Source organism: Bradyrhizobium sp. 154, assembly GCF_023073875.1.
Classification (GTDB): domain Bacteria; phylum Pseudomonadota; class Alphaproteobacteria; order Rhizobiales; family Xanthobacteraceae; genus Bradyrhizobium.
In genome coordinates this window covers 100,643-120,585 of the sequence record NZ_JADPKG010000123.1, presented here as the reverse complement: position 1 = coordinate 120,585, position 19,943 = coordinate 100,643, and the positions used below count along the sequence as shown (strand labels likewise).

Annotated in this window: 14 protein-coding genes and 2 tRNA genes; 3 read left to right on the top strand and 13 right to left on the bottom strand. The window is 64.5% G+C overall.

Annotated elements, in window-relative coordinates:
* Positions 1-71 precede the first annotated feature (71 nt).
* The 6 genes from IVA92_RS34530 to IVA92_RS34505 form a co-directional block, all read right to left on the bottom strand.
* Complete coding sequence (locus IVA92_RS34530; protein WP_247281075.1) at positions 72-830, bottom strand: DUF2497 domain-containing protein; 759 nt, start codon at positions 828-830, stop codon at positions 72-74.
* A gap of 303 nt (positions 831-1,133) precedes the next feature.
* Positions 1,134-2,519, bottom strand: coding sequence for a TolC family outer membrane protein (locus IVA92_RS34525; protein WP_247281128.1), 1,386 nt, complete (start codon positions 2,517-2,519; stop codon positions 1,134-1,136).
* Between the two features lie 202 nt (positions 2,520-2,721).
* Complete coding sequence (locus IVA92_RS34520; RefSeq protein ID WP_247281074.1) at positions 2,722-3,384, bottom strand: protein-L-isoaspartate O-methyltransferase; 663 nt, start codon at positions 3,382-3,384, stop codon at positions 2,722-2,724.
* A gap of 149 nt (positions 3,385-3,533) precedes the next feature.
* Entirely contained in the window at positions 3,534-3,713 is a 180-nt protein-coding gene (locus tag IVA92_RS34515; protein WP_247281073.1) for a hypothetical protein, read from the bottom strand.
* Between the two features lie 211 nt (positions 3,714-3,924).
* Positions 3,925-3,999 (bottom strand) — tRNA-Asn (locus IVA92_RS34510).
* A 361-nt stretch (positions 4,000-4,360) separates the two neighbouring features.
* The gene (locus IVA92_RS34505) at positions 4,361-4,621 is read right to left on the bottom strand and encodes a hypothetical protein (protein WP_247281072.1); all 261 of its coding nucleotides are present in this window, start codon (positions 4,619-4,621) and stop codon (positions 4,361-4,363) included.
* Between the two features lie 257 nt (positions 4,622-4,878).
* On the opposite strand from IVA92_RS34505, the gene IVA92_RS34500 reads away from it, so the two are divergent.
* Together IVA92_RS34500 and IVA92_RS34495 are read left to right on the top strand one after the other, a co-directional pair.
* Complete coding sequence (locus IVA92_RS34500; RefSeq protein WP_247281071.1) at positions 4,879-5,073, top strand: hypothetical protein; 195 nt, start codon at positions 4,879-4,881, stop codon at positions 5,071-5,073.
* A gap of 226 nt (positions 5,074-5,299) precedes the next feature.
* Positions 5,300-5,452 carry a hypothetical protein gene (locus IVA92_RS34495; protein ID WP_247281070.1) on the top strand — a complete coding sequence of 51 codons (153 nt, stop codon included), beginning with the start codon at positions 5,300-5,302 and terminating at the stop codon, positions 5,450-5,452.
* A 271-nt stretch (positions 5,453-5,723) separates the two neighbouring features.
* Here IVA92_RS34495 and IVA92_RS34490 read toward each other — a convergent pair.
* The 6 genes from IVA92_RS34490 to IVA92_RS34465 form a co-directional block, all read right to left on the bottom strand.
* Positions 5,724-5,797: transfer RNA gene (locus tag IVA92_RS34490), tRNA-Cys, on the bottom strand.
* 124 nt (positions 5,798-5,921) lie between these two features.
* Positions 5,922-6,659 (bottom strand): tRNA-uridine aminocarboxypropyltransferase, encoded by a 738-nt coding sequence (locus tag IVA92_RS34485; protein WP_247281069.1) that lies wholly within the window; start codon positions 6,657-6,659, stop codon positions 5,922-5,924.
* Positions 6,660-6,695: 36 nt separating this feature from the next.
* Positions 6,696-9,800: an efflux RND transporter permease subunit gene (locus tag IVA92_RS34480; protein WP_247281068.1), complete on the bottom strand. Its 3,105-nt coding sequence runs from the start codon at positions 9,798-9,800 to the stop codon at positions 6,696-6,698.
* A complete protein-coding gene (locus tag IVA92_RS34475) occupies positions 9,800-12,949 on the bottom strand; it encodes an efflux RND transporter permease subunit (RefSeq protein ID WP_247281067.1) in 3,150 nt (1,049 codons plus the stop codon). The genes IVA92_RS34480 and IVA92_RS34475 overlap by 1 nt, the downstream gene beginning before the upstream one ends.
* Before the next feature lie 37 nt (positions 12,950-12,986).
* Positions 12,987-14,378 (bottom strand): efflux RND transporter periplasmic adaptor subunit, encoded by a 1,392-nt coding sequence (locus IVA92_RS34470; protein WP_247281066.1) that lies wholly within the window; start codon positions 14,376-14,378, stop codon positions 12,987-12,989.
* On the bottom strand, positions 14,368-15,819 hold the full coding sequence (locus IVA92_RS34465) for an efflux transporter outer membrane subunit (protein ID WP_247281065.1): 1,452 nt from the start codon (positions 15,817-15,819) through the stop codon (positions 14,368-14,370). Before IVA92_RS34465 ends, IVA92_RS34470 begins: the two co-directional genes overlap by 11 nt.
* Positions 15,820-16,581: 762 nt before the next feature.
* Here IVA92_RS34465 and IVA92_RS34460 point away from each other — a divergent pair.
* Complete coding sequence (locus tag IVA92_RS34460) at positions 16,582-17,616, top strand: cysteine synthase A (RefSeq protein WP_247281064.1); 1,035 nt, start codon at positions 16,582-16,584, stop codon at positions 17,614-17,616.
* Positions 17,617-17,632: 16 nt separating this feature from the next.
* On the opposite strand, the gene IVA92_RS34455 is transcribed toward IVA92_RS34460, so the two are convergent.
* The gene (locus IVA92_RS34455) at positions 17,633-19,870 is read right to left on the bottom strand and encodes a tetratricopeptide repeat protein (RefSeq protein WP_247281063.1); all 2,238 of its coding nucleotides are present in this window, start codon (positions 19,868-19,870) and stop codon (positions 17,633-17,635) included.
* Between the last annotated feature and the right edge of the window lie 73 nt (positions 19,871-19,943).

Here is a 19,943-nt window from a genome sequence, read left to right as displayed (position 1 = left end):
GCGTTTTCGGCCCGGGCCGCAGGCCGAATATGACGCCGGAGCAGGGCTTTATCTTGGCCGCACGGCCCTTCTCAGCGGCCGCCGCGCGAGACTCGCTCGATTTCGGCCTTCACGATGCGTTCAACCAGGCCCGGCAGATTGTCATCGAGCCAGGACTTCAGCATCGGACGCAACATCTCCTTGACCAGATCCTCCAGCGTCCGCGCATTGCTGCTCAGAACCGTGTGGGCCAGCGAGTTGAAGGCAGATTCGACCGCGGAGACCGTCGATTGCGCCAGGATCGGCTGTTGCGGCGGCACCGGCGGCGCATCGTAGTCCACCGGCGTGTAGGACGGCGGCGACGGGGGGCGCGGCTGCGGCGATTCCGTGAATTCGAGATCGTCGCGCGGCTCGACCTTGTGGAAGGTGGGTGGCGGCGGAGGCGGTGTCGGGTCCATCGCCATCTCGTCGGTCAACTCGAGCACGTCGGGCTCCGGCTCCGGCTCGGGAGCGCGGACCTCCGGCGCAGGCGTTGCTGCGTCGAGCCCGGCCAGCAGCGCGTCGATATCGTCTTGGCTATTGGATGCGTCCGCCGCAGCTGCGGACGGCGGCGGCGCCGGCTTTGCAGCCTGCGGCGGTGCGGGCTTCTCGGCGGCGGGTTTGGGCGGAGCGACCTTGGATGGCGGAATGTCGTTCATCGCCTGCGGCTTTGGCGCGGCGGGCGCCGCAGCCTTCTCGGGTTTTGCGGCTTCTGTCGGCGGCGGCTTGGCCTCATCGTCGGCGATGATGCGCCGGATCGAGGCCAGAATCTCCTCCATCGAGGGTTCTGTAACCTTTGCAGGCTGCGTCATCTCCGACTCCACATCATCAACGCCCTCGCATGCGTTGTTTTACACCAAGCACGGCAGGATTGGCCGGTTCCGGACCGGCGGCCCGACGATTTTCGTCGCAGCAGCCCGACTTGTCCCCAGATCACGGCTCAACGTGCGGCGGTGCGCCCCTGCCCCCGGCACTCAAGCTTTACGCACACGGCATCGATACGGGCGAATCGACCCGCATCTTCTTGGCAAGGCTATGTCAGGGATTTTGATGATTGCAAGCAAAGCGCCAGTCGGCCTCGGCACTTCGCGAGACCGACCGGATCACTACGGACATCAGCGTCCGTCAGGCGTGCGTACACCGGCCCAGCTGTCGCGGACCTGCTGGTAATGCACGGAGGGATCGTAGACCGTGGTCGCGAGGCCGAGCACCTGCGGCGACAGGCGGCCAACAGCCGCGAGAACGTTATAGGATGCAACCACGCGGTCATGCTGCGCGGTGACCAGCGCGACGCGCGCGTTGACCAAGGCCTGCTGCGCGTTGAGGACGTCGAGCGTGGTGCGCTGACCCGCCTTGGCTTCTTCGCGCACGCCATTCAGCGCGATCTCGGATGCCGCAACTTGCGCCTGCGCGGACTGCACCTGCGCCTTACCGGCCTGCAACGACCCCCACCACTGAACCACGGTCGCACGAATCTGATCGCGCGTGGTTTCGAGATTGAGACGCTGCTGCGCCAGGTTTTCCTTGGATTGACGGATCAGCGCATATTGATTGCCGCCATCATAGAGCTGCCACGAGGCCTGTGCGACCGCGGCTGCGCTAAACGACCTGTATTGAATCAGCGACTGTTCATTGGCCTGCGTTGCGCTGGCCTGCAACGTGACCGTGGGCAGCAGCGCGCCTTCGGCGACCTTGACCTGCAGATAGTTGACGTCGATGCCGAACATTGCGGCCGTGACGTTGGGATGCTCGACCAAGCTGAGCTCGACGGCCGAAGCGAGCGTCGCAGGCAGGAACCGGTCGACCGGCGAGCCCGGCGCGAGGTTTGTCGGCTCGTTGCCGATGATGCGACGGAAATTCGCGCGCGTCGTGGTGAGATTGGCTTCGGCGGTAAGCGCCTGCGTCCTGCCGGCAGCGAGTTGCGCTTCCGATTGGGCGACGTCGGTACGCGTCACTTCGCCGACATTGAAGCGGTCACGGGTCTGCTTCAGCGTCTGCTCGAGCACGCGCACGTTGCTGCGTTGGACTTCCAGCGTGGCGGCATCGCGCAGATAGTCCATGTAGGTCGTTGCAGCCTGAAGCAGCACGCTTTGATCGAGGCTGCGCAGCGCTTCGCGAGCACCGGACACCTGGCTCTCTGCCGCGCGCGTCCTGTTGGCGGTCTGGTTGCCGTTGTAGAGCGTCTGCGAAACCGTCAGGCCCGCGCTGCGGGGAACGGTGGTGCCATTGATTGGGGCACTGCCCGGCGCGGTCAGCGTGTCCTGATATTGATAACCGGCGCTCGCCGTCAGCGCGACTCTGGGGCGATATCCCGACAATGCCTGAGGCACGTTCTCGTCGGTCGAGCGCACCTGGGCACGCTGTGCGTTGAGCTGCGGATTGTTCTGATAGGCGCGCACCAGCGCGGACTCGATCGTGTCCGCCAAGGCAGGCGTCGGCCCGGCTAGCGACAGCAGCAGGACCGAAACCGCAGCTCCGGTGAAGAGCTTCACCCCATGCATCCCTGAAATTCCGTTCATTCTAACGCCCGGCTCGTGCCCGCGAGCTGGGTACCGTCTATCGAGTGGAGTCGTTGCCCCGCCGCAACATAGGACGGGGATTGTCGCGGCGGAACCACCTCAGGGTAGTTCTCGGTGGAAACTCTTCACGTGCAGCATCCCGGCCACACTTCTGATTCAGAACGGGATTTTTCGGCTCCGGGCCTCAGAAAACGAAGGCGGCGGCCCGTTCCATCCCGGGAAGGACCGGGGCGGCGGCGTCGAACAACGCCCGATGGCCGAATTCACCATGAGTCTTTGTCACGATCATGGCCCGCGGCGGCCTGGATTCGGCCGACACTCCCACGAGGCGCCCGCCTTCCTTCAGCTGCCCGAGCAGCCCCTCCAGGGTTATCTCGGCAGCGCCATTGAGGACGATCACGTCATAAGGAGCGGTGGACGGATCACCCTCGCTGCAGGAGCCGACTTTGCAGGTAACGTTGGCGAGCCCAAGGGCAGCGAAGGCGTCCTTGGCCTTCGCCGCCAGACCCGGATCACATTCCGTCGCCGTGACCTGGCGCGCGAGCTTGGCGGCAAGCGCGGCCAGATAGCCCGTCGCGCAGCCGACGATCAGCACATTGTCTCCTTGGCCGATTTCGGCGGCCTGGAGCAGCTTGCCGGTCAGTTGCGGCTTGATCAGGAACCGCTTGGCGCCGCCCTCGCTCACATCGAGGTCGAGGTCGAGATAAGCCAACGCCTGCCTGCTGGCCGGCACGAAGGCCTCGCGCGGAACCGTAAGCATGGCATCGAGAATACGACGGTCGGTAACGTCATTGGTGCGCACCTGGCCATCGACCATTTTTTGGCGCGCAGTCGAGAAACCGGACATTTGCGGACCCTGGAATGCGGACGATGCCGCGGAGATGAATTGGCGGCATCTTTGAAACATGCCCGCCGAAAACGCAACATGGCCGTTGGCCGCGAGGAGCCCCATGGGCTTGCGCAGCTCACCGCATCAGGATCAGGGTGCGGGACGCATCATTCGATCGCCACCGCGAGGCGGCCGATCAGAGCGGCGACCTCGTCCAGCCGTGCCGAATCGGGTGCCTCGACCGCACGCGCAAGACAAGCGATGCATTCGTCGTCGCTGAGTTCGGGAATGTCGGCCGGCAGGATCGAGGGTCCCCTATGAGAACGGTCGATCTGAATGTCTGGCATGGGAATCAGCTCCGTAAGGATCCGGCACGGGGCAAGCTCGATTTGAATTGAGTCGATTTGGCGCCGTCCTCATGGCGCCAAGGCGCTATTGCACACGTCTGGTTGAGTTTGATTGCGCGTCGGGATCGTGGAAGCAGTTCAGATATTGCCGCAACGAAATCGCGCGGCACGTGAAGGCGCTATCGCAACTCGTTGAACTGGCGATAAAATTTGGCTCCCCGGGCTGGATTCGAACCAGCGACCATCCGATTAACAGTCGGATGCTCTACCGCTGAGCTACCGAGGAAAAGGCGAACCAGTCGTTCGCGCGCGGCTGCGTATAACAAAGCCAGTTGCGCTTGCAAAGGACGAATTCGTCGTCCTTCGCAATGCGTTCGCAATAATGGCAGGCGGCGAACTTAGGTTTCTCGTCCCCTCTGACTGGGATGAGGTGGCCGGACAATGCGCTAAGTCAGAATTTCTGTAGAGGCGAAGCTCCGATGGAGCAAAACGTAGTCCGAGACGTTCCGTCATTGGGATCGACGCGTGCGGACCGACGTTGGCTTTTCGATCACTCAACAGCCTGTCCGCAGCATATTCACAAGCGCGGATTCAACAGATTTGCGTGGCGCGCACGCCACTTGCTGCGCACAAATCCACAGAGACGACTACCCGCCGGCCTGGTCGAACACGCCGCGGCACGCTTCGCTCAGGCTGGCCCGGTGACGTCGCAGGCACGCGGTGATGGCACGGACGTTGGGGATTTCGCCGGCGCAGAGACGGTAGACGTCGGGCGTGCAGGCCCGGCGCTGCTCCGGCGTTCCCTGCGCATGGGCGGCGGAGGCAAACATCGTCAGGAAAAGCCCGACCGTCGAGGCGCGGCGCGCCCGGCTCTTCACAATTGCAAACCGCAAGAACCTCACCTTCATGACCGCTCTCCCGTTCTGCTCTGCCCGCCCGGCGGCGTTGGCCGGGGTCGCGACAACGTTTGCGAGAAATAAAGCCGGGACGATGTGACTTCTTTCACACTGCGGGCAAGGCTCAGGAACCTAAGTTCCAAGGGGATTTTCAGGACTCGCTAACCAATCGGGACCCGAGCGCCGGATCGTTAAAATGCGAACGACCGGGTCAATCGGGAAACAAGCCGGCTTTGCGATATTGGGCCGTCTGCTTTCCGGAGGGTGCGATGAGCGAAGCCGAATTCAACTTGCTGCTGGATGCCGTCGGGGGCGCCATGATTCACGAAGATTGCACGCCCGCGCCGAAGGAGGAATTCGTGCCCCGTTCGTGGTCGTGCGTCGCAACGCCCAGGGCCGCCAATGATAATGAGGGCGCCTGGCCTCTCCTCCCCTTTCCGGACGGCTGGTACGCAGCCTGCTGACTACCTTCATCGTAAACGGAAGCGTCCCGCCCTTGCGGGATTTTTGAACGATGCTGTTAAGCATCGCGCGCCCCACGAATGAGTCGAGCTCCCTCCAGCTCGGATTTCGGGATAGATCGGACGATGCCACCCACGATCTTTCCAGCGCTCGATTGATAGGCGTGGTTTTGCGGGACAGGCACGCTCCTTGCCTATTGGACCTGCCCAAGCATGGAGGCGTGCACTGATGGGACAGCGAGCTCGTATTTCAAAGCGTCCGAAGTCCAATTTGACACATGCTGCCCGCGACAAGCTGCTCGCGTTGTTAGACGCAATCGAGGAACTTGAAGATCTCAGAGAGAAAGTCCGGCTCGCCGAAGCCGCCCGCGTGCTGCACTAGGATTAGGTGGAGAATCCATTCTCTTCGGGGGCGCTTCGGCGCGTCCTAGACTAGCCCGGGGGTCACCGCGACTGACCGACACGCCTCTCGTCGCAGAGCCGTTTCGAACAGCAATCTCGGCCCAGAGACATCAGCGGGCCGCCGTACTGTCGCGAACTCGGTGGGACCGGTCTTGCTGTGCGCCGCTACCTAGAATTTGCAATCCGCTGGCCGGCCGGATCAGCGGAACTGAGACCGAATGAAGTCTACAAGCAGTTTCCGTAGCTTGTAATGGAGGCCACGACCAGAATTGAACTGGTGTACACGGTTTTGCAGACCGTTGCGTAACCACTCCGCCACGTGGCCCCGTAAGGCCGGAGCAATATAGGGGATGAAAGGTTTAGGCAACCCCGATGGGCCAGCTGTCCCTTTACCCCATCGGTCGGTTGGTAGATGCAGGCGAGAACGCGCAGCACGATGTAGGCTTGGGTCAGGCTCGTTTGCGACGCCGGAAGTCGCGGCGGCCCTTCGGGGCAGGTTTGGGCGCCAGTTCCGGCATCTCGGCCTGGACCTCGCGGTAGCGTGTCAACAGTCGTTCAAAACTGGCGTGCAGGGTGTCGGCGATATCGGGACGCCGCTCGACGGCCGCGAGGATCGTCGCCGCGGCCTCGATGGTCGAAAGACCGTCGCGGCGTGGCTCCTTGCGCAGGCGGCCGTAGCGCGAGGGGTGCGCCGGGTTCAGGATCACGCGCTGGCATTTCAGCATCCAGGGATTGCGCCACCACAGCGCCTTGGCCTGGCTCCAGGTGCCGTCGAGCAGCACGACGCCTTCGAGCTTGCCGAGGATCGCGCGCTGGTTGTCCGCGATCTCACCCTTGCGGTTGAGCGCGACGATCTCGCCCTCGGCCTCGAGATCGGCGGCGCGAGCCGAGCCGAGATAGAGCACGGCCCACCGCGCGGCATTCTCGACCGGCCGGCCCAGCGCCTTGGACAGGCTCGGCCAGGACAGGCCAACGCGCAGCGTGGCATCTACGAAATGCTTAGCGAGCAGCCGCGCGGTGCCGAGCGCCCTGTCCTGTTCCTGCGGATGCTGGAGGATCAGGAGCGACAGCCGATTTTCAATGGGCGTGACGGTGTCGCAGATGCACAGCGGCATCGGCTTCTGGCAGTGCGGGCATTCGGGGATCGGCTCGGTCGGCGCGGCAGCGGTGTCGGGCTGGTTGGACATGGCGCCGCTATACGCTCCAAGCGACGCTTCAACAACCTATTCCGCCGGCGCGGGCAGCGGGCGCGGCGCGGTTCGCCGTCTCAGACGGTCGATCAGGAGGTAGATCACTGGCGTCGTGTAGAGCGTCAGGATCTGCGAGACGAACAGACCGCCGATGATGGTGATGCCGAGCGGTCGGCGCAGCTCCGTGCCGGGGCCGGTCGCGACCACCAGCGGAATGCCGGCGAACAGCGCCGCCATTGTCGTCATCAGGATCGGGCGGAAGCGCGCCTGGCAGGCCTCGAAGATCGCCTCCGCCGACGACAATCCGCGCTGGCGCTCGGCATCGAGAGCGAAGTCGACCATCATGATGCCGTTCTTCTTCACGATGCCGATCAGCAGGATGATGCCGACGAAGGCGATCACGGTCAGCGGCGTATTGGTCAGTTGAAGCGCAAGCAGCGCGCCGAGGCCGGCTGACGGTAGCGTGGAGATGATCGTGAGCGGGTGGGCAAGGCTCTCATAGAGCACGCCGAGCACGATATACATCGCGACTAGCGCACCGAGGATCAGGAGCGGCTGACGCCCGCTGGTCTTGGCGAAATCGCCGGCATTGCCGTCAAAGCTGCCACGGATGCCCTCGGGCATGTGCAATTCCTCGACCGCACGCTGGATATTTTGCGTCGCGGCCTGGAGCGGCACGTCCGGCAAGAGGTTGAACGAGACTGTCGTCGAGGGGAACGACTGCGAGTGATAAACCGCGAGCGCGGCAAGTCCGCGCGTTGCGTGCACCACGGCCGACAATGGGACCTGAGCGTCGCCGGCGCCGGCGACATAGATGCGATCGAGATTGGAGGGATCGACCTGGAATTTCGGGTCGATCTCCAGCACGGTCATGTACTGGTTGCGCTGGGTGTAGATGATTCCGATCTGCCGCTGCGCGAAAGCGTTGTTCAACGCATTGTCGATGTCCTGGACCCTGACGCCCAGCGCCGAGGCCTTCTGGCGATCGATGCTGAGCGTAAGCTGGAGCCCACCGGGATCGCGGTCGCTGGAGATATCGGTGATGCCCTCGATGCTTTCCATCCGCTTGGCCACGATCGGCGCCCATTTCTGCAGCAGGCCGAGATCGGTGCTGGTCAGCGTGTACTGGTAGTCGGAATCGCTTTGCCGCCCGCCGGCGCGCACGTCCTGGGCGGCGAACATGAACAGGCGGATGCCGGGCACGGGATACAATGCGCGCCTGAGACGGTCGATGACGACCTGCGTCGAGACGTGCTCGCGCTCCTCCGGCGGCTTCAGGCTGATGAACATGGTGCCGCGGTTCGAGGTCGCCGCCCCCGGGCCGCCGCCGCTACCGACGGTCGAGCCGATGCCGGCGACGGCCGGATCCTGCATCACGATGTCGGCGAGCCGCTGCTGGAGGCCGAGCATGGACTGGAACGAGATGTCGGCCGAAGCGCGGGTCGCGCCGATGATGAAACCGGAATCATCGGTCGGGAAATAGCCCTTGGGCACCTTGATGTAGAGCGTCACCGTGAGGCCGATGGTGGCGAAGAATACGAGCAGCGTCAGCAGCGGAAATTCCAGTACGGTGCGCAGAGTGCGGGTGTAGAAGGCGACGATGCGCGACAGCGAGCCCTCGATCAGGCGGTCGAACAACGTCGCGGTGCCGGACGTGGTCTGCCGGATGTAATGGGCGCAGATCATTGGCGTGACCGTGAGCGACACCAGCGTCGAGACCAGGATCGCGAAGGTCAGCGTCAGCGAGAATTCGCGCAGGAGACGGCCGACGATGCCGTCCATGAAGATCAACGGCGTGAACGCTGCGATCAGTGACAGGCTGATCGAGACCACGGTAAATCCGATCTGCTTCGCACCCTCCTGCGCCGCCCGAAACGGCCGCATGCCGTGCTCCAGATTGCGGAACATGTTCTCGATCATGACGATAGCGTCGTCGACCACGAAGCCGACGGAGATCGCCAGCGCCATCAGCGAGAGATTGTCGATCGAGAAGCCCGCGACCCACATGCCGGCGCAGGTGCCGGCCAGCGCCAGCGGCACCGAGATGCCCGCTGCGATCGTCGGCGTCAGCCGCCGCAGGAACACGAACACCACGACCATGACGAGGAGCGCGGTTGCCAGCAAGGTCCATTGCATATCCAGGACGCTGGCGCGGATCGTACCGGTGCGATCGACCAGCGTCGAGATCTCGACGCCGGCCGGGATCCACTGCTTCAGCGCGGGGATCAGCGCCTTCACCCGATCGACCGTGCCGATGACGTTGGCGTCGCCCTGCTTGGTGATCTGGATCAGCACCGCCGGCTGCTTGTTGAACCAGGCGATCGAGCGGGCGTTGCGGACGGAATCCTCGATATCGGCGACGTCGGACAGCCGCACGAAATTGCCGTTGGAGCTTTTGATGACGATGTCGCGGAACTCTTTCGCCGTGCGCATCTGCCGATTGAGGGCCAGCGTCTCGCTCTGGCGCTCGCCGTTGAAGATGCCGACGGGACCGAGCGGGTTGGCGTTGATGATCGCGGTCCTGACGTCGTCGGTGGCGATACCTGCATTCGACAGCGCGACGGGATTGAGCTGCACCCGCACGGCCGGCTGGTCGGCGCCGGAGACCGTGACGTCGCCGACACCAGGCACCTGTGAGATACGCTGCGCGATGACCGTATCTGCGACGTCGTAGATCGCGCTGGCCGACAGCGTCTTCGAGGTCAAAGCGAGCACGAAGACGGGCGCGCCGGCCGTGTTGGCTTTGCGGAAGCGAGGCAGCGTCGGCAGGTCGCTGGGCAGATCGACGAGCGAGGCGTTGATGGCTGCCTGCACGTCGCGGGCGGCCTTGTCGATGTTGCGGCCGATGTCGAACTGGAGCTGGATGTTGGTCGTGCCGAGCGAACTTGTGGACGTGATCTGGTTGATGCCGGCGATCTCGCCGAGCCGCCGTTCCAGCGGCGAGGCCACGGTCGCGGCCATCACGGACGGATCGGCGCCGGGGCGACTGGCAGAGACGAAGATGGCGGGAAAGTCGACATTCGGGACCGAGGCAACGGGAAGGAACTGGTAGGCGACGACACCCAGCAGGAACAACCCGATCGACAGCAGCGTGGTCGCGACCGGGCGGCGGATGAAGGGCTCCGAGATCGATGCCATCACTGCATCCCCTCGGTCGCGCCGGCAATCGGCGGGCCGCCGGATTCGGCCGGCGGCAGCGCCTGCTCGAGGCGGCGGTTGATGCGGTCGAGCGCGAGGTAGATCACGGGGGTGGTATAGAGCGTCAGTAACTGGCTCAGCAGCAGGCCGCCGATGATGGAGATGCCGAGCGGAAAGCGCAGCTCGGCGCCGGTGCCGCTCTCGATCGCCAGCGGCAGCGCGCCGAACAGCGCCGCCAGCGTCGTCATCATGATCGGACGGAAGCGCAAGAGGCAGGCCTGCACGATCGCCTCGTTCGGCGACATGCCCTGCCTGCGCTCGGCCTCCAGCGCGAAGTCGATCATCATGATCGCGTTCTTCTTGACGATGCCCATCAAGAGGATGATGCCGATCAGGCCGATCACCGAGAGGTCCTGGCCGCACAGCACCAGGGCCAGGATAGCGCCGACGCCGGCCGAGGGCAGCGTCGAGAGGATGGTGATCGGGTGGATGTAGCTCTCATAGAGCACGCCGAGCACGATGTAGATGGTGATGACGGCGGCAAGCAGCAGCCAGGGCTGGCCGGCCAGCGCCTTGGCGAATTCGGCGGCATCGCCGGCATAGACGCCGACGATGCTGTTGGGCATGCCGATCCGGGTCTCGATCGTCTTGACCGCCTCGACCGCATCGCCCAGCGCCGCGCCCGGCGCAAGATTGAAGCTGAGCGACACGGAGGGGAATTGCGCCTGGTGCGAGATCGCGAGCGGCGCCGTGGTGCGCTTCAGCGTCGCCACGGCCGACAGCGGCACCTGGGCGCTTGGCGCGCCGACGGTGGTGCTCGCGGCGCCCGGCAGATAGAGCTTTGACAGGATCGAAGGGTCGCGCTGGTACATCGGCAGCGCCTCCAGCACGACTCGGTACTGGTTGGCCTGGCCGTAGATAGTCGAGATCTGCCGCTGCGCGAAGGCGTCGTTCAGCGTGTCGGTGATGGCCTGGAGGCTGACGCCGAGTTGCCCCGCCCGCGTGCGATCCACGTCGAGCTGCGCCCGCAGCCCGCCTTCCTGCGCCTCCGAGGAGACGTCACGGAACAGCGGATTCCGCCGCATCTCCGCCACCAGCTTGCCCGCCCATTCCGAGACCAGCGTCGCATCGGTGCCGGTCAGCGTGTACTGGTATTGCGAGCGGCTCGACTGGGTCGAGATCTGCACGTCCTGCACCGGCTGGAAATAGACCGTCATGCCGGGAATGCCAGATACCCTCTCCTTCAGGCGAATCACGACCGCGGCGACATCGTCGCGCCGTTCGCCGCGCGGTTTCAAGGTCATCACGATGCGCCCGACATTGGTGGTCGGGTTGACCGAGCCCGCCCCGATCACGGAGACCACGCCAACCACGTCGGGATCGGCCTTGATGGCGGCGGCGGCCTCGGCTTGCCGCTTCTGCATCTCCGCGAACGACACGTCGGGCCCGGCCTCCGTCACCGCCGTGATCGAGGCGGTGTCCTGGAGCGGCAGGAAGCCTTTTGGCGCGACGACATAGAGGACGAGGGTCGCAACCAGCGTGGCAAAGGTTACGACCAAGGTGGCGCGCTGGCGTTCCAGCACCCACAGCAGCGTCCGGTGATAGGCCTCGACGGTGCGGTCGATGAAACGGCTGACAGCGGCGAGGCCCGGCACCGCCAGCTCCTCGTGGGCGGCTTTAAGCAGACGCGAGCACATCATCGGCGTCAGCGTCAGCGAGACCACCGCCGAGGTGACGACGGCGATGGTCAGCGTCAACGCGAATTCGCGGAACATGCGCCCGACGAGACCGGACATGAACAACAGCGGAATGAAGACCGCGATCAGCGACACCGTCAGCGAGATCACCGTGAAGCCGATTTCGCTGGCGCCCTTCAGCGAGGCCTCCATCGCACTCTCGCCATTCTCCATGTGGCGGACGATGTTCTCGATCATGACGATGGCGTCGTCGACGACGAAGCCGGTGCCGATCGTCAGCGCCATCAGCGAGAGATTGTCGAGGCTGAAGCCGGCAAAATACATGATGCCGAAGCTCGTAATCAGCGATAGCGGCAGCGCCACGCCTGCGATCAACGTAGCCCGTAGCGAACGCAGGAACAGCAGCACCACCAGGGTCACCAGCACGACGCTCAGGATCAAGGTGAACTGCACGTCATGGACCGAAGCACGAATGGTGACGGTGCGGTCGGAGACGATGGTGAGGTTCACGCCGGCAGGAATCGCGCGCTGCACCTTGGGGATCTCGGCGCGGATCTGGCTGACGACGTCGATGACGTTGGCGCCGGGCTGGCGCTGGATGTCGATGATGACCGCCGGCGTGCCCTGGTACCAGCCGCCAGTGCGGTCGTTCTCGAGGCCGTCGACGATCTGCGCGACGTCGGCGATGGTCACGGGCGAGCCATTGCGATAGGCAATGATGACGGGCTTGTAGGCGTCCGCCGCGGCGATCTGGTCGTTGGCGGCAATGATGTAGGATTGTTGCGCGCCGTCGAGCGATCCCTTCGGCCCGGAGACGTTGGCATTGGCGATCGCCGTGCGCAGGTCCTCCATGGCGATGCCATAGGCGGCCAGCCGCGCCAGATCGGCCTGGATGCGCACGGCCGGCTTCAGCCCGCCGAGCACCGAAACGCGTCCGACGCCAGAAATCTGGCTCAAGCGTTGCGCCAGAATGGTGTCGGCGATGTCGCTCATCACGCGCAGCGAGATCGTGTCCGAGCGCAGCGCCAGCGTCATCACCGGCGCGTCCGCCGGATTCACCTTGGCGTAGGTCGGCGGATAAGGCAGCGTTTTGGGCAGCACACCAGCCGCCGCGTTGATCGCGGCCTGCACGTCCTGGGTCGCACCGTCGATGTCGCGGTTGAGGTCGAACTGAAGCGAGATCTGGCTGACGCCGAACGAGCTGGTCGAGTTTATCGCCGACAGCGAGGGGATCTGGCCGAGCTGCCGCTCGAGCGGCGCGGTGATGAGCGAGGCGATCACGTCGGGGCTCGCGCCTGGCAGCTGCGTCGTCACCTGCACGGTCGGGAAATCGACCTGCGGCAACGCCGAGACCGGCAGCGCGAAGTAGCCGAGCGCGCCGCCGATCAACAGCGCGATGCCGAGCAGCGAGGTCGCAATCGGCCGTCGGATGAAGGGTTCGGAGACACCCATGGGCTACGCCTGCCGCTTCAGGCGGCTGTTGTCGGGATCATGGCTGCTTGGCTCCACTTCCCGATGCGCCCGGCCCCGGTGCCGGTCCGGTCTGCCCCTTCTGATCGCCTTCGCTGCTCTTCCGCTTGGCGCGGAACTCGCCCTCGTTGCCTTGTCCCTCCTTCTGGCCTTCTTTGGCACCATCCTTCTTCTGAGCGTCCGGCCCGCGCGAGCGCTTGCGCGGGGCTAGATCGGCCGAGGGGGTCTGGTCGTCGCGGCCGACGATCACTTTGGAGCCGTCGGACAAATTGGCAAAACCCGTGGTGACGATCTTGTCATTCGGCGAGAGGCCGCTGGCGATCACGGCATCATGCTCGTTCTGCTGCGTCACCGTCACGGGCTTGGCCGAGACGACGTTGTCCTCGCCGATGACATAGCTGAAGGTCCCGATCGGACCGCGCTGCACCGCAGAGGTCGGCACCACCAGCGCCTGCGTCAAGGTCTCGACTTTGAGGCGGACATTGACGAACTGGCCCGGCCAGAGCTGGTAATTGGCGTTGGGAAATTCCGCCTTGAGCTTGAGCGTGCCAGTGGTCTGGTCGACCTGGTTGTCGATGCCGGTGAGCTTGCCGGTATCGATCACCGTGACGCCGTCATTGCCGAACACGTCGACCGCGAGCGTCCCCTTCGCCGCCGCGGCGTTGACGCGCATGATCTGCTGTTGCGGCAAGCTGAACCACACCGCGATCGGCTGCAGCTGAGTGATCACCACGAGCCCTGTGGTGTCCGAGGCATGGATGATGTTGCCCTGGTCGACCTGGCGTAGGCCGGCCCGACCCGAGATCGGCGCTACGATCTTAGTGTAGCTCAGCGTCGCCGCTGCATTGTCGATCGCGGCCTGATCCGCCTTCACCAGCGCCTCAGTCTGGGCTACCAGCGCGCGCTGGGTGTCCGCCTGCTGCTTCGAGCCGGCATTGGAGGCGGCAAGCTGCTCGTAGCGCGCAAGGTCGATGCGCTGGTTGGCCAGCTGGGCTTGGTCCTGCGCCTTCTTCGCGACGGCTTGGTCGTATTGGGCCTGGTAGATCGCCGGATCGATCTCGCCGAGCACGTCGCCTTTCTTGACGTCCTGGCCTTCGGTGAAATTGACCGCGATCAGCTTGCCATCCACCTGCGAGCGCACGGTCACGGTATTGAGCGCGCGGATCGCCCCGACGCCATCGAGATAAACCGGCACGTCCTGGATGCGCGGGCTTGCCGCCAGCACCGGCGCCGGCAGATCGGGTCGCTGGTTGCGGTTGTTCGCTTGCTGCTGATGCGTGACGGTCCAGCCGAGATAACCGAGGCCGCCGAGGATCGCGAGCGTGATCAGGGTCATGATCAGGCCGCGGCCGCGCGACTTTTTCGCCGTGCCCTCCGTCGCGTCCTTCTTAGTCTCCGGCTTAAAGAGCATTGACCGGTTTCTCCATCCTCGGCTCCCAACCGCCGCCGAGCGCCTGGTACAGGCTGACGATGGCGAGGAGCCGTCCGAGTTGGGCCTGCGACAGCGCGTCTTCCGCCTGAAACAGGGTCAGTTGGGTGTTGAGCACGGTCACGATGTCGGCAGTGCCGGCGCGCAATTGCTGCTCGGAGAGATCGAAGGCGCGGCGCGAGGCGGCAACGACGTCGCGCTGCAATTGCAGCTTGATCGTGGTCTGCTTGATCGAGAACAGCGCGTTGTCGACGTCGGCAAAAGCCTGGACGATGGTCTTGCGGTAGGTCTGGAGCAGCTCGTCCTGCCGCGCCTTGGCCAGTTCGAAATTGCCGAGGATCCTGCCCCCGTCGAAGATCGGCTGCGTGGCACTGCCGACGAGCTGGAAGAAGGCGGCATGCGGCTGGAATAGCGAGACCAGCGCCGAGCTCTGATAGCCGCCATTGCCGGTCAGCTGGATCGTCGGAAAGAATTGCGCGCGGGCATTACCGATGTTTGCGGTAGCGGAGGCGAGCTGTGCCTCCTGCCGGCGGATGTCCGGCCGCTGCGTCAGGAGCTCCGACGGCAGTCCGGGCGTGACGCGGGGGATCGCGATCCGGTCGAGCGAGCCGCCGAGCACCCGCACGCTCTCCGGCGGACGCGATACCAAGACAGCCAGCGCATTGATGTTCTGGTCGAGCGTCTGGCGCAGCGGCGGGACCAGCGCCTTCTGGTTCGCGAGCACGCTCTCCTGCTGGGCGACGTCGAGATCGGTGCCGGTGCCGGCCCTGCGCCGCTCCTTGACCGCATCGAGGATGCGCTGCGCGCTCGCAATGTTGCGCTGTGAGGTCCTGATGCGGTCCTGTGAGGCCAGGACCTGGAAATAGGCATTGGCGACGGCCGCCAGCGTCGTCAGCGCGACCGTGTCGCGATCGAAGCGGTTGGCGTTCGCCGTCTCCTCGGCCGTTTGCAGCGCATCGCGGTTCTGGCCCCAGAAGTCGAGCTGGTAGCTCGCGCTCAACGAGGCCGAATAGTTGACGACTTCGCGCCCGCCTATGGACAGGCCGGAGGCGCTGGAGCCCGAGGTGCGTGAATAGGTTTCCGATCCGGCCGTGGACAGGCTCGGCAGCAGCGCCGCGCCCGCCTGCCGCGCCTGGGCGTCGGCCTGGACGATGCGCGCGACCGCAGCGGCGATGTCGAGGTTGACGGTCTGCGCCTCCTCCATGAGCTGCGTCAGCTCCGTGGAGCGGAAACCGCGCCACCAATCCAGCGATGGCGGCGCATCCCCTTTGCCGGCGTATTTGTATTGGGTGGGAACATCGAGCGCGGGATCGGGAAGATCCTGCGTCAGCACGCAAGCGCCCGAATTCGCCGCGAGGCACAGCGCCGCAAGCCAGCGCGCAGCGCGCCGCGTCCAGGACGCAGACCCCGGAGACCGCCGCATGGCGGTCGCAGGAACATCCTGTGTCACATCCACCCCCCGCCGGGCAGATCCAGCCGCCACCGCGAAGCCGGATTAACCGATTCGCGGCGGCAGAGTCGGGGGGCGTTGGACAACTCGTTCACAGCGTGATGCTTTCTGCGGAACCTCAGACTCATACTAGCCGGGTGCGCAACGGCGGGACAGTGCCGCAGGTGCGAGATAGACGGCTCGGACAAGCGTCTATCGAACCTGCCAAATGGGAAATATCCCTGTCTGGCAGCGATTTCTTCAATTCCGGCCCCCTCCTGGAGCGCGTTCAAGCTTACTAAGATTTCATGTGATACCGGCGCGGCCCGATCCGGGCGCACCGCTCGCAATGGGCGTCATGCGGCTTCAGCTCAGTCTCGGCGCCTGGCCGGCTGGTCTCACGATGTCGTCATTGGCCGAAAACGAGCCCGTCTCCGTCGTGTAGATATCTCCTCAAACTTCCACGCGCCATCGACGCTTTCGCCATCGAGACATCCTGCCGAAGGCGAAGATTGACGCGGGAGCCGCTCTTGCGACCGTTGTCTTCTGCACTCTCATAGATGTCAGGGATATCCTTCCCCTGATATCGCGCCCTCGTGGCCGAGCACATCATCGCCCGCTTTACCCTCTCAAGAATCCAGTGCTGCGGCGGCGCTTCGGCTGGTTTCGCCGCAGCGCAAAAGCCTTTCCCTTTTGGCTCCCAAGCACTAGGTTCTGGCCAACCTGATCAACCCTTTGCCAGTGATTTCCTCCGACATGACCATCAACAACGACGTTGTCGAAGCCATCGGCAACACCCCGCTCATCAGGCTCACGCGCGCCTCGGAGTTGACCGGCTGCACCATCCTGGGCAAGGCCGAGTTCATGAATCCCGGCCAGTCGGTGAAGGATCGCGCCGGCAAATGGATGATCCTGGAGGCCGAGAAGCGTGGCGAGCTGAAGCCCGGTGGCCTCGTGGTCGAGGCGACCGCCGGCAATACCGGAATCGGTCTCGCGGTCGTTGCGAGCGCGCGCGGCTACCGCACGCTGATCGTGATCCCGGAGACGCAGAGCCAGGAAAAGAAGGATTTCTTGAAGCTGTGCGGCGCCGAGCTGATCGAGGTGCCGGCCCTGCCCTATGCCAATCCGAATAACTATCAGCATGTCGGCCGCAGGCTCGCCGACGAGCTGCGCAAGACCGAACCCAATGGCGTGCTGTTCGCAGACCAATGGAACAATCTCGACAACGCCAAGGCGCATTACGAATCCACCGGACCTGAGATCTGGGAGCAGACCGGCGGCAAGGTCGACGGCTTTGTCTGCTCGGTCGGCAGCGGCGGCACGCTCGCCGGCGTCAGCCGCTACCTCAAAGAGAGGAACAAGAGCATCCGCATCGCCTGTGCCGATCCGCACGGCGCCGGCATGTACGAATATTTCAGGACCGGCGATCCCAAGGCGACGCCGGGTGGCTCGATCACCGAGGGCATCGGACTGAACCGCGCGACCGCGATCGTGGAGACAGCCAAGGTCGATGACGCCTATCTCATTCCCGACGCCGAAGCCGTAAGTGCGATCTACGAGCTGCTCCAGCACGAAGGCCTGTGCCTCGGCGGCTCGACCGGCATCAATATCGTCGGAGCGATGCGCCTTGCGAAGCAGCTCGGGCCCGGCAAGACGATCGTCACGGTGCTCTGCGATTCCGGCAGCCGCTACCTGTCGAAGCTGTTCAACGCCGACTTCATGCGCGCCAAGAACCTTCCAGTACCCGAGTGGCTGGAGAAGCGCAGCAACATCAAACCGCCGTTCGTCTGATAGCGGCGCGGGCGGTCTACGCGACCTCGACGCGTTCCGAGGCTGCCGCACAATAATCGCGCCAGAACTGGCGATAGCCCGCCTCGACCCTGCGCGTATAGATCTCGACATTGCCCGCCGGCGAGTGCGCGATCCGGGCCGGCAATTCCGAGCGCAGCTTCGCCAGATGCCCGGGCTGTGCCGCGAACTTGCGGGCGATCGCCGCATAGCCCTCGTCATCCTCGGTGACCCAGTCATCGAGACCGGCACCGGTCAGGATGGAGGCGCCGGCGCGGGACGAGGCACCGTGGCCGAGCTTGGCGACGACCGGAACGCCGGCATAGAGCGATTCCCAGGTGCTGATGCCGCCGTTCTGCGGAAATGGATCGAGCGATATATCGACCTCCATGAACGCCCGCAGGTGCTCCGCACGTTCCGACGAGCCCAGGCAGGTGACATGCTCTTCGGCAATGCCCTGTGCCGCGAATCGAGCGAGGAGACCGTCGCGCACCAAGGGATCGTCAAGCAGGGTATGCTTGACGATGAGCTTCGACCCGGTCACCTCGCGCATGATTTGCGACCACACGCGAATGGCCTCGTCCGAGATCTTGTTGATGCGGTTGAATACGCCGAAGGTCACATGGCCCTTGCGGAGCATGGGAAGCTCTGAAGGCGGCGCATCCAGGATCGGGTCGATCGTGATCAGGCACGGCAGGTCGTAGACCTTTTCCGTCAGCAGATGTCGTGCCAACTGCGGGATGAAGACGGGATCGGCGAGCACATAGTCCATGGCCTGAAGCCCCGTTCCCGTGGCATGCCCGAAGCCCGTGACCTGGATAGGGGCAGGCTTGCGCGCGAACACGGGCAGCCTGTTGCCGGTCGAATGACCAGACACGTCGATCAGGATATCGACCTTGTCAGCTTCAATACGATCGGCGAGTTCCTCGTCCGATAGCTGCCAGGCATCGACCCAGACGTCCGCCACCGACCTGAACCTGGCGGTCATCGCGTCCTGTGACGGCGAGCAAGAATAACAGATGATCTCGAACTGGGCGCGATCATGGCGGCTCAGCACCGGGAGCAGCGCGAATGCCGCCGAATGGTACCAGAACTCGGCAGCGACATAGCCGATCACGATCCGCCTGTCCGGATCGACCTGCCGGGGCGAAAGCTTGCGTCGCTGCACCCTGGCGCCAATCGTCTCGCCCCAATATCGTCGCGCGCCCTGCTGGACCGCGAAATCGGCGTCGGGGAGATAGTCGAGAAAGAAGATCTTCCGCGCGATCAGGTCCGGATCCGGTGCGATTGCCAGCGCGGCGTCGAGATGTTCGATCGCCGCTGCGATCTCGCCCTGATTCGCAAAACAGGCGCTGAGCAGCGCCAACGCGACCGCCGAGCGCGGATTTTCCTGAAGCAACGACTTGCAGGCGAGGATCGCCTGCGCCGTCTTTCCCATGCTCAGCGAGACTTCCGCCTTTCCCCGCAAGGCTGCCTCGAGATTCGGTGCAAGCGCGAGTGCGGCATCAAAATCCGACGCCGCCCGTTCGGGGCGCGACCGCGCAAGATGGAGCCGGCCTCGGTGCGCCAGGACCTTCGCCGAACGGGGCCTGATGGCGAGCGCCGCTTCGAGCGCGGCTTCCGCCTCGTCGTAGTGCTTGAGCTCGATACTGACCACGCCCTTGCCGACAAGCCCTTCCGCGTGACGCGGCTGGAACAGCAGGGCGCGCTCGAAACTCTGTTTGGCGCGCTCGATCCGGCCCAGCGCCAGCTCGGCCAAGCCGCGATTGCAGAGCGCGTCGGCATAGTCAGGCTTCAGCCCGATGGCGCGATCGTACATCTCGATGGCCTGCTCGGGCAGGTTCATGTGGAGCAAGGTGTTGCCGAGACCGGTCAGGGCCGGTGCGAAATTCGGCTTCAGTGCGATCGCCTTCTCCAGACAAGCGCGAGCGGCCCCGAACTTCTGCTGGACGAAGTACACGGTCGCGAGGTTGTTGTGGGCCTCGTGCGAACGCGGATCGATTGCGACCGCGCGCTCGAGCAGCTGTTGCCCCTCTTCCAGCCGCCCGGCCTGTTGCCCGCACAGGCCGAGCATGTGCGTGGCATCGAAATGATCCGGAACAGCCTGCAGGATCTGGCGGCAGAGCGCATCAGTCTCGGCATAACGGCCCTGGCCATAGGCGCTTGCGGCAGCAGAGATGAGGCCATCCGCCTGTTTCTTCAATTTCTTCTGCAAGCGCGCATTGTGGAATGCGCGCGCGCCGGCGCTGCTCTGCAAGATGTCTCTCCGGAAATGGCCCGGAGCGAGTCTAGCTGATTCGCATGCCGGGCCGGCTGGTCGGCGGCATCGG

Excerpts from the sequence above, each read along its gene's own strand:
- IVA92_RS34530 (WP_247281075.1), bottom strand. The coding sequence starts at position 830 with ATGACGCAGCCTGCAAAGGTTACAGAACCCTCGATGGAGGAGATTCTG.
- IVA92_RS34525 (WP_247281128.1), bottom strand. The coding sequence starts at position 2,519 with ATGCATGGGGTGAAGCTCTTCACCGGAGCTGCGGTTTCGGTCCTGCTG.
- IVA92_RS34520 (WP_247281074.1), bottom strand. The coding sequence starts at position 3,384 with ATGTCCGGTTTCTCGACTGCGCGCCAAAAAATGGTCGATGGCCAGGTG.
- IVA92_RS34515 (WP_247281073.1), bottom strand. The coding sequence starts at position 3,713 with ATGCCAGACATTCAGATCGACCGTTCTCATAGGGGACCCTCGATCCTG.
- IVA92_RS34505 (WP_247281072.1), bottom strand. The coding sequence starts at position 4,621 with ATGAAGGTGAGGTTCTTGCGGTTTGCAATTGTGAAGAGCCGGGCGCGC.
- IVA92_RS34500 (WP_247281071.1), top strand. The coding sequence starts at position 4,879 with ATGAGCGAAGCCGAATTCAACTTGCTGCTGGATGCCGTCGGGGGCGCC.
- IVA92_RS34495 (WP_247281070.1), top strand. The coding sequence starts at position 5,300 with ATGGGACAGCGAGCTCGTATTTCAAAGCGTCCGAAGTCCAATTTGACA.
- IVA92_RS34485 (WP_247281069.1), bottom strand. The coding sequence starts at position 6,659 with ATGTCCAACCAGCCCGACACCGCTGCCGCGCCGACCGAGCCGATCCCC.
- IVA92_RS34480 (WP_247281068.1), bottom strand. The coding sequence starts at position 9,800 with ATGGCATCGATCTCGGAGCCCTTCATCCGCCGCCCGGTCGCGACCACG.
- IVA92_RS34475 (WP_247281067.1), bottom strand. The coding sequence starts at position 12,949 with ATGGGTGTCTCCGAACCCTTCATCCGACGGCCGATTGCGACCTCGCTG.
- IVA92_RS34470 (WP_247281066.1), bottom strand. The coding sequence starts at position 14,378 with ATGCTCTTTAAGCCGGAGACTAAGAAGGACGCGACGGAGGGCACGGCG.
- IVA92_RS34465 (WP_247281065.1), bottom strand. The coding sequence starts at position 15,819 with ATGCGGCGGTCTCCGGGGTCTGCGTCCTGGACGCGGCGCGCTGCGCGC.
- IVA92_RS34460 (WP_247281064.1), top strand. The coding sequence starts at position 16,582 with ATGACCATCAACAACGACGTTGTCGAAGCCATCGGCAACACCCCGCTC.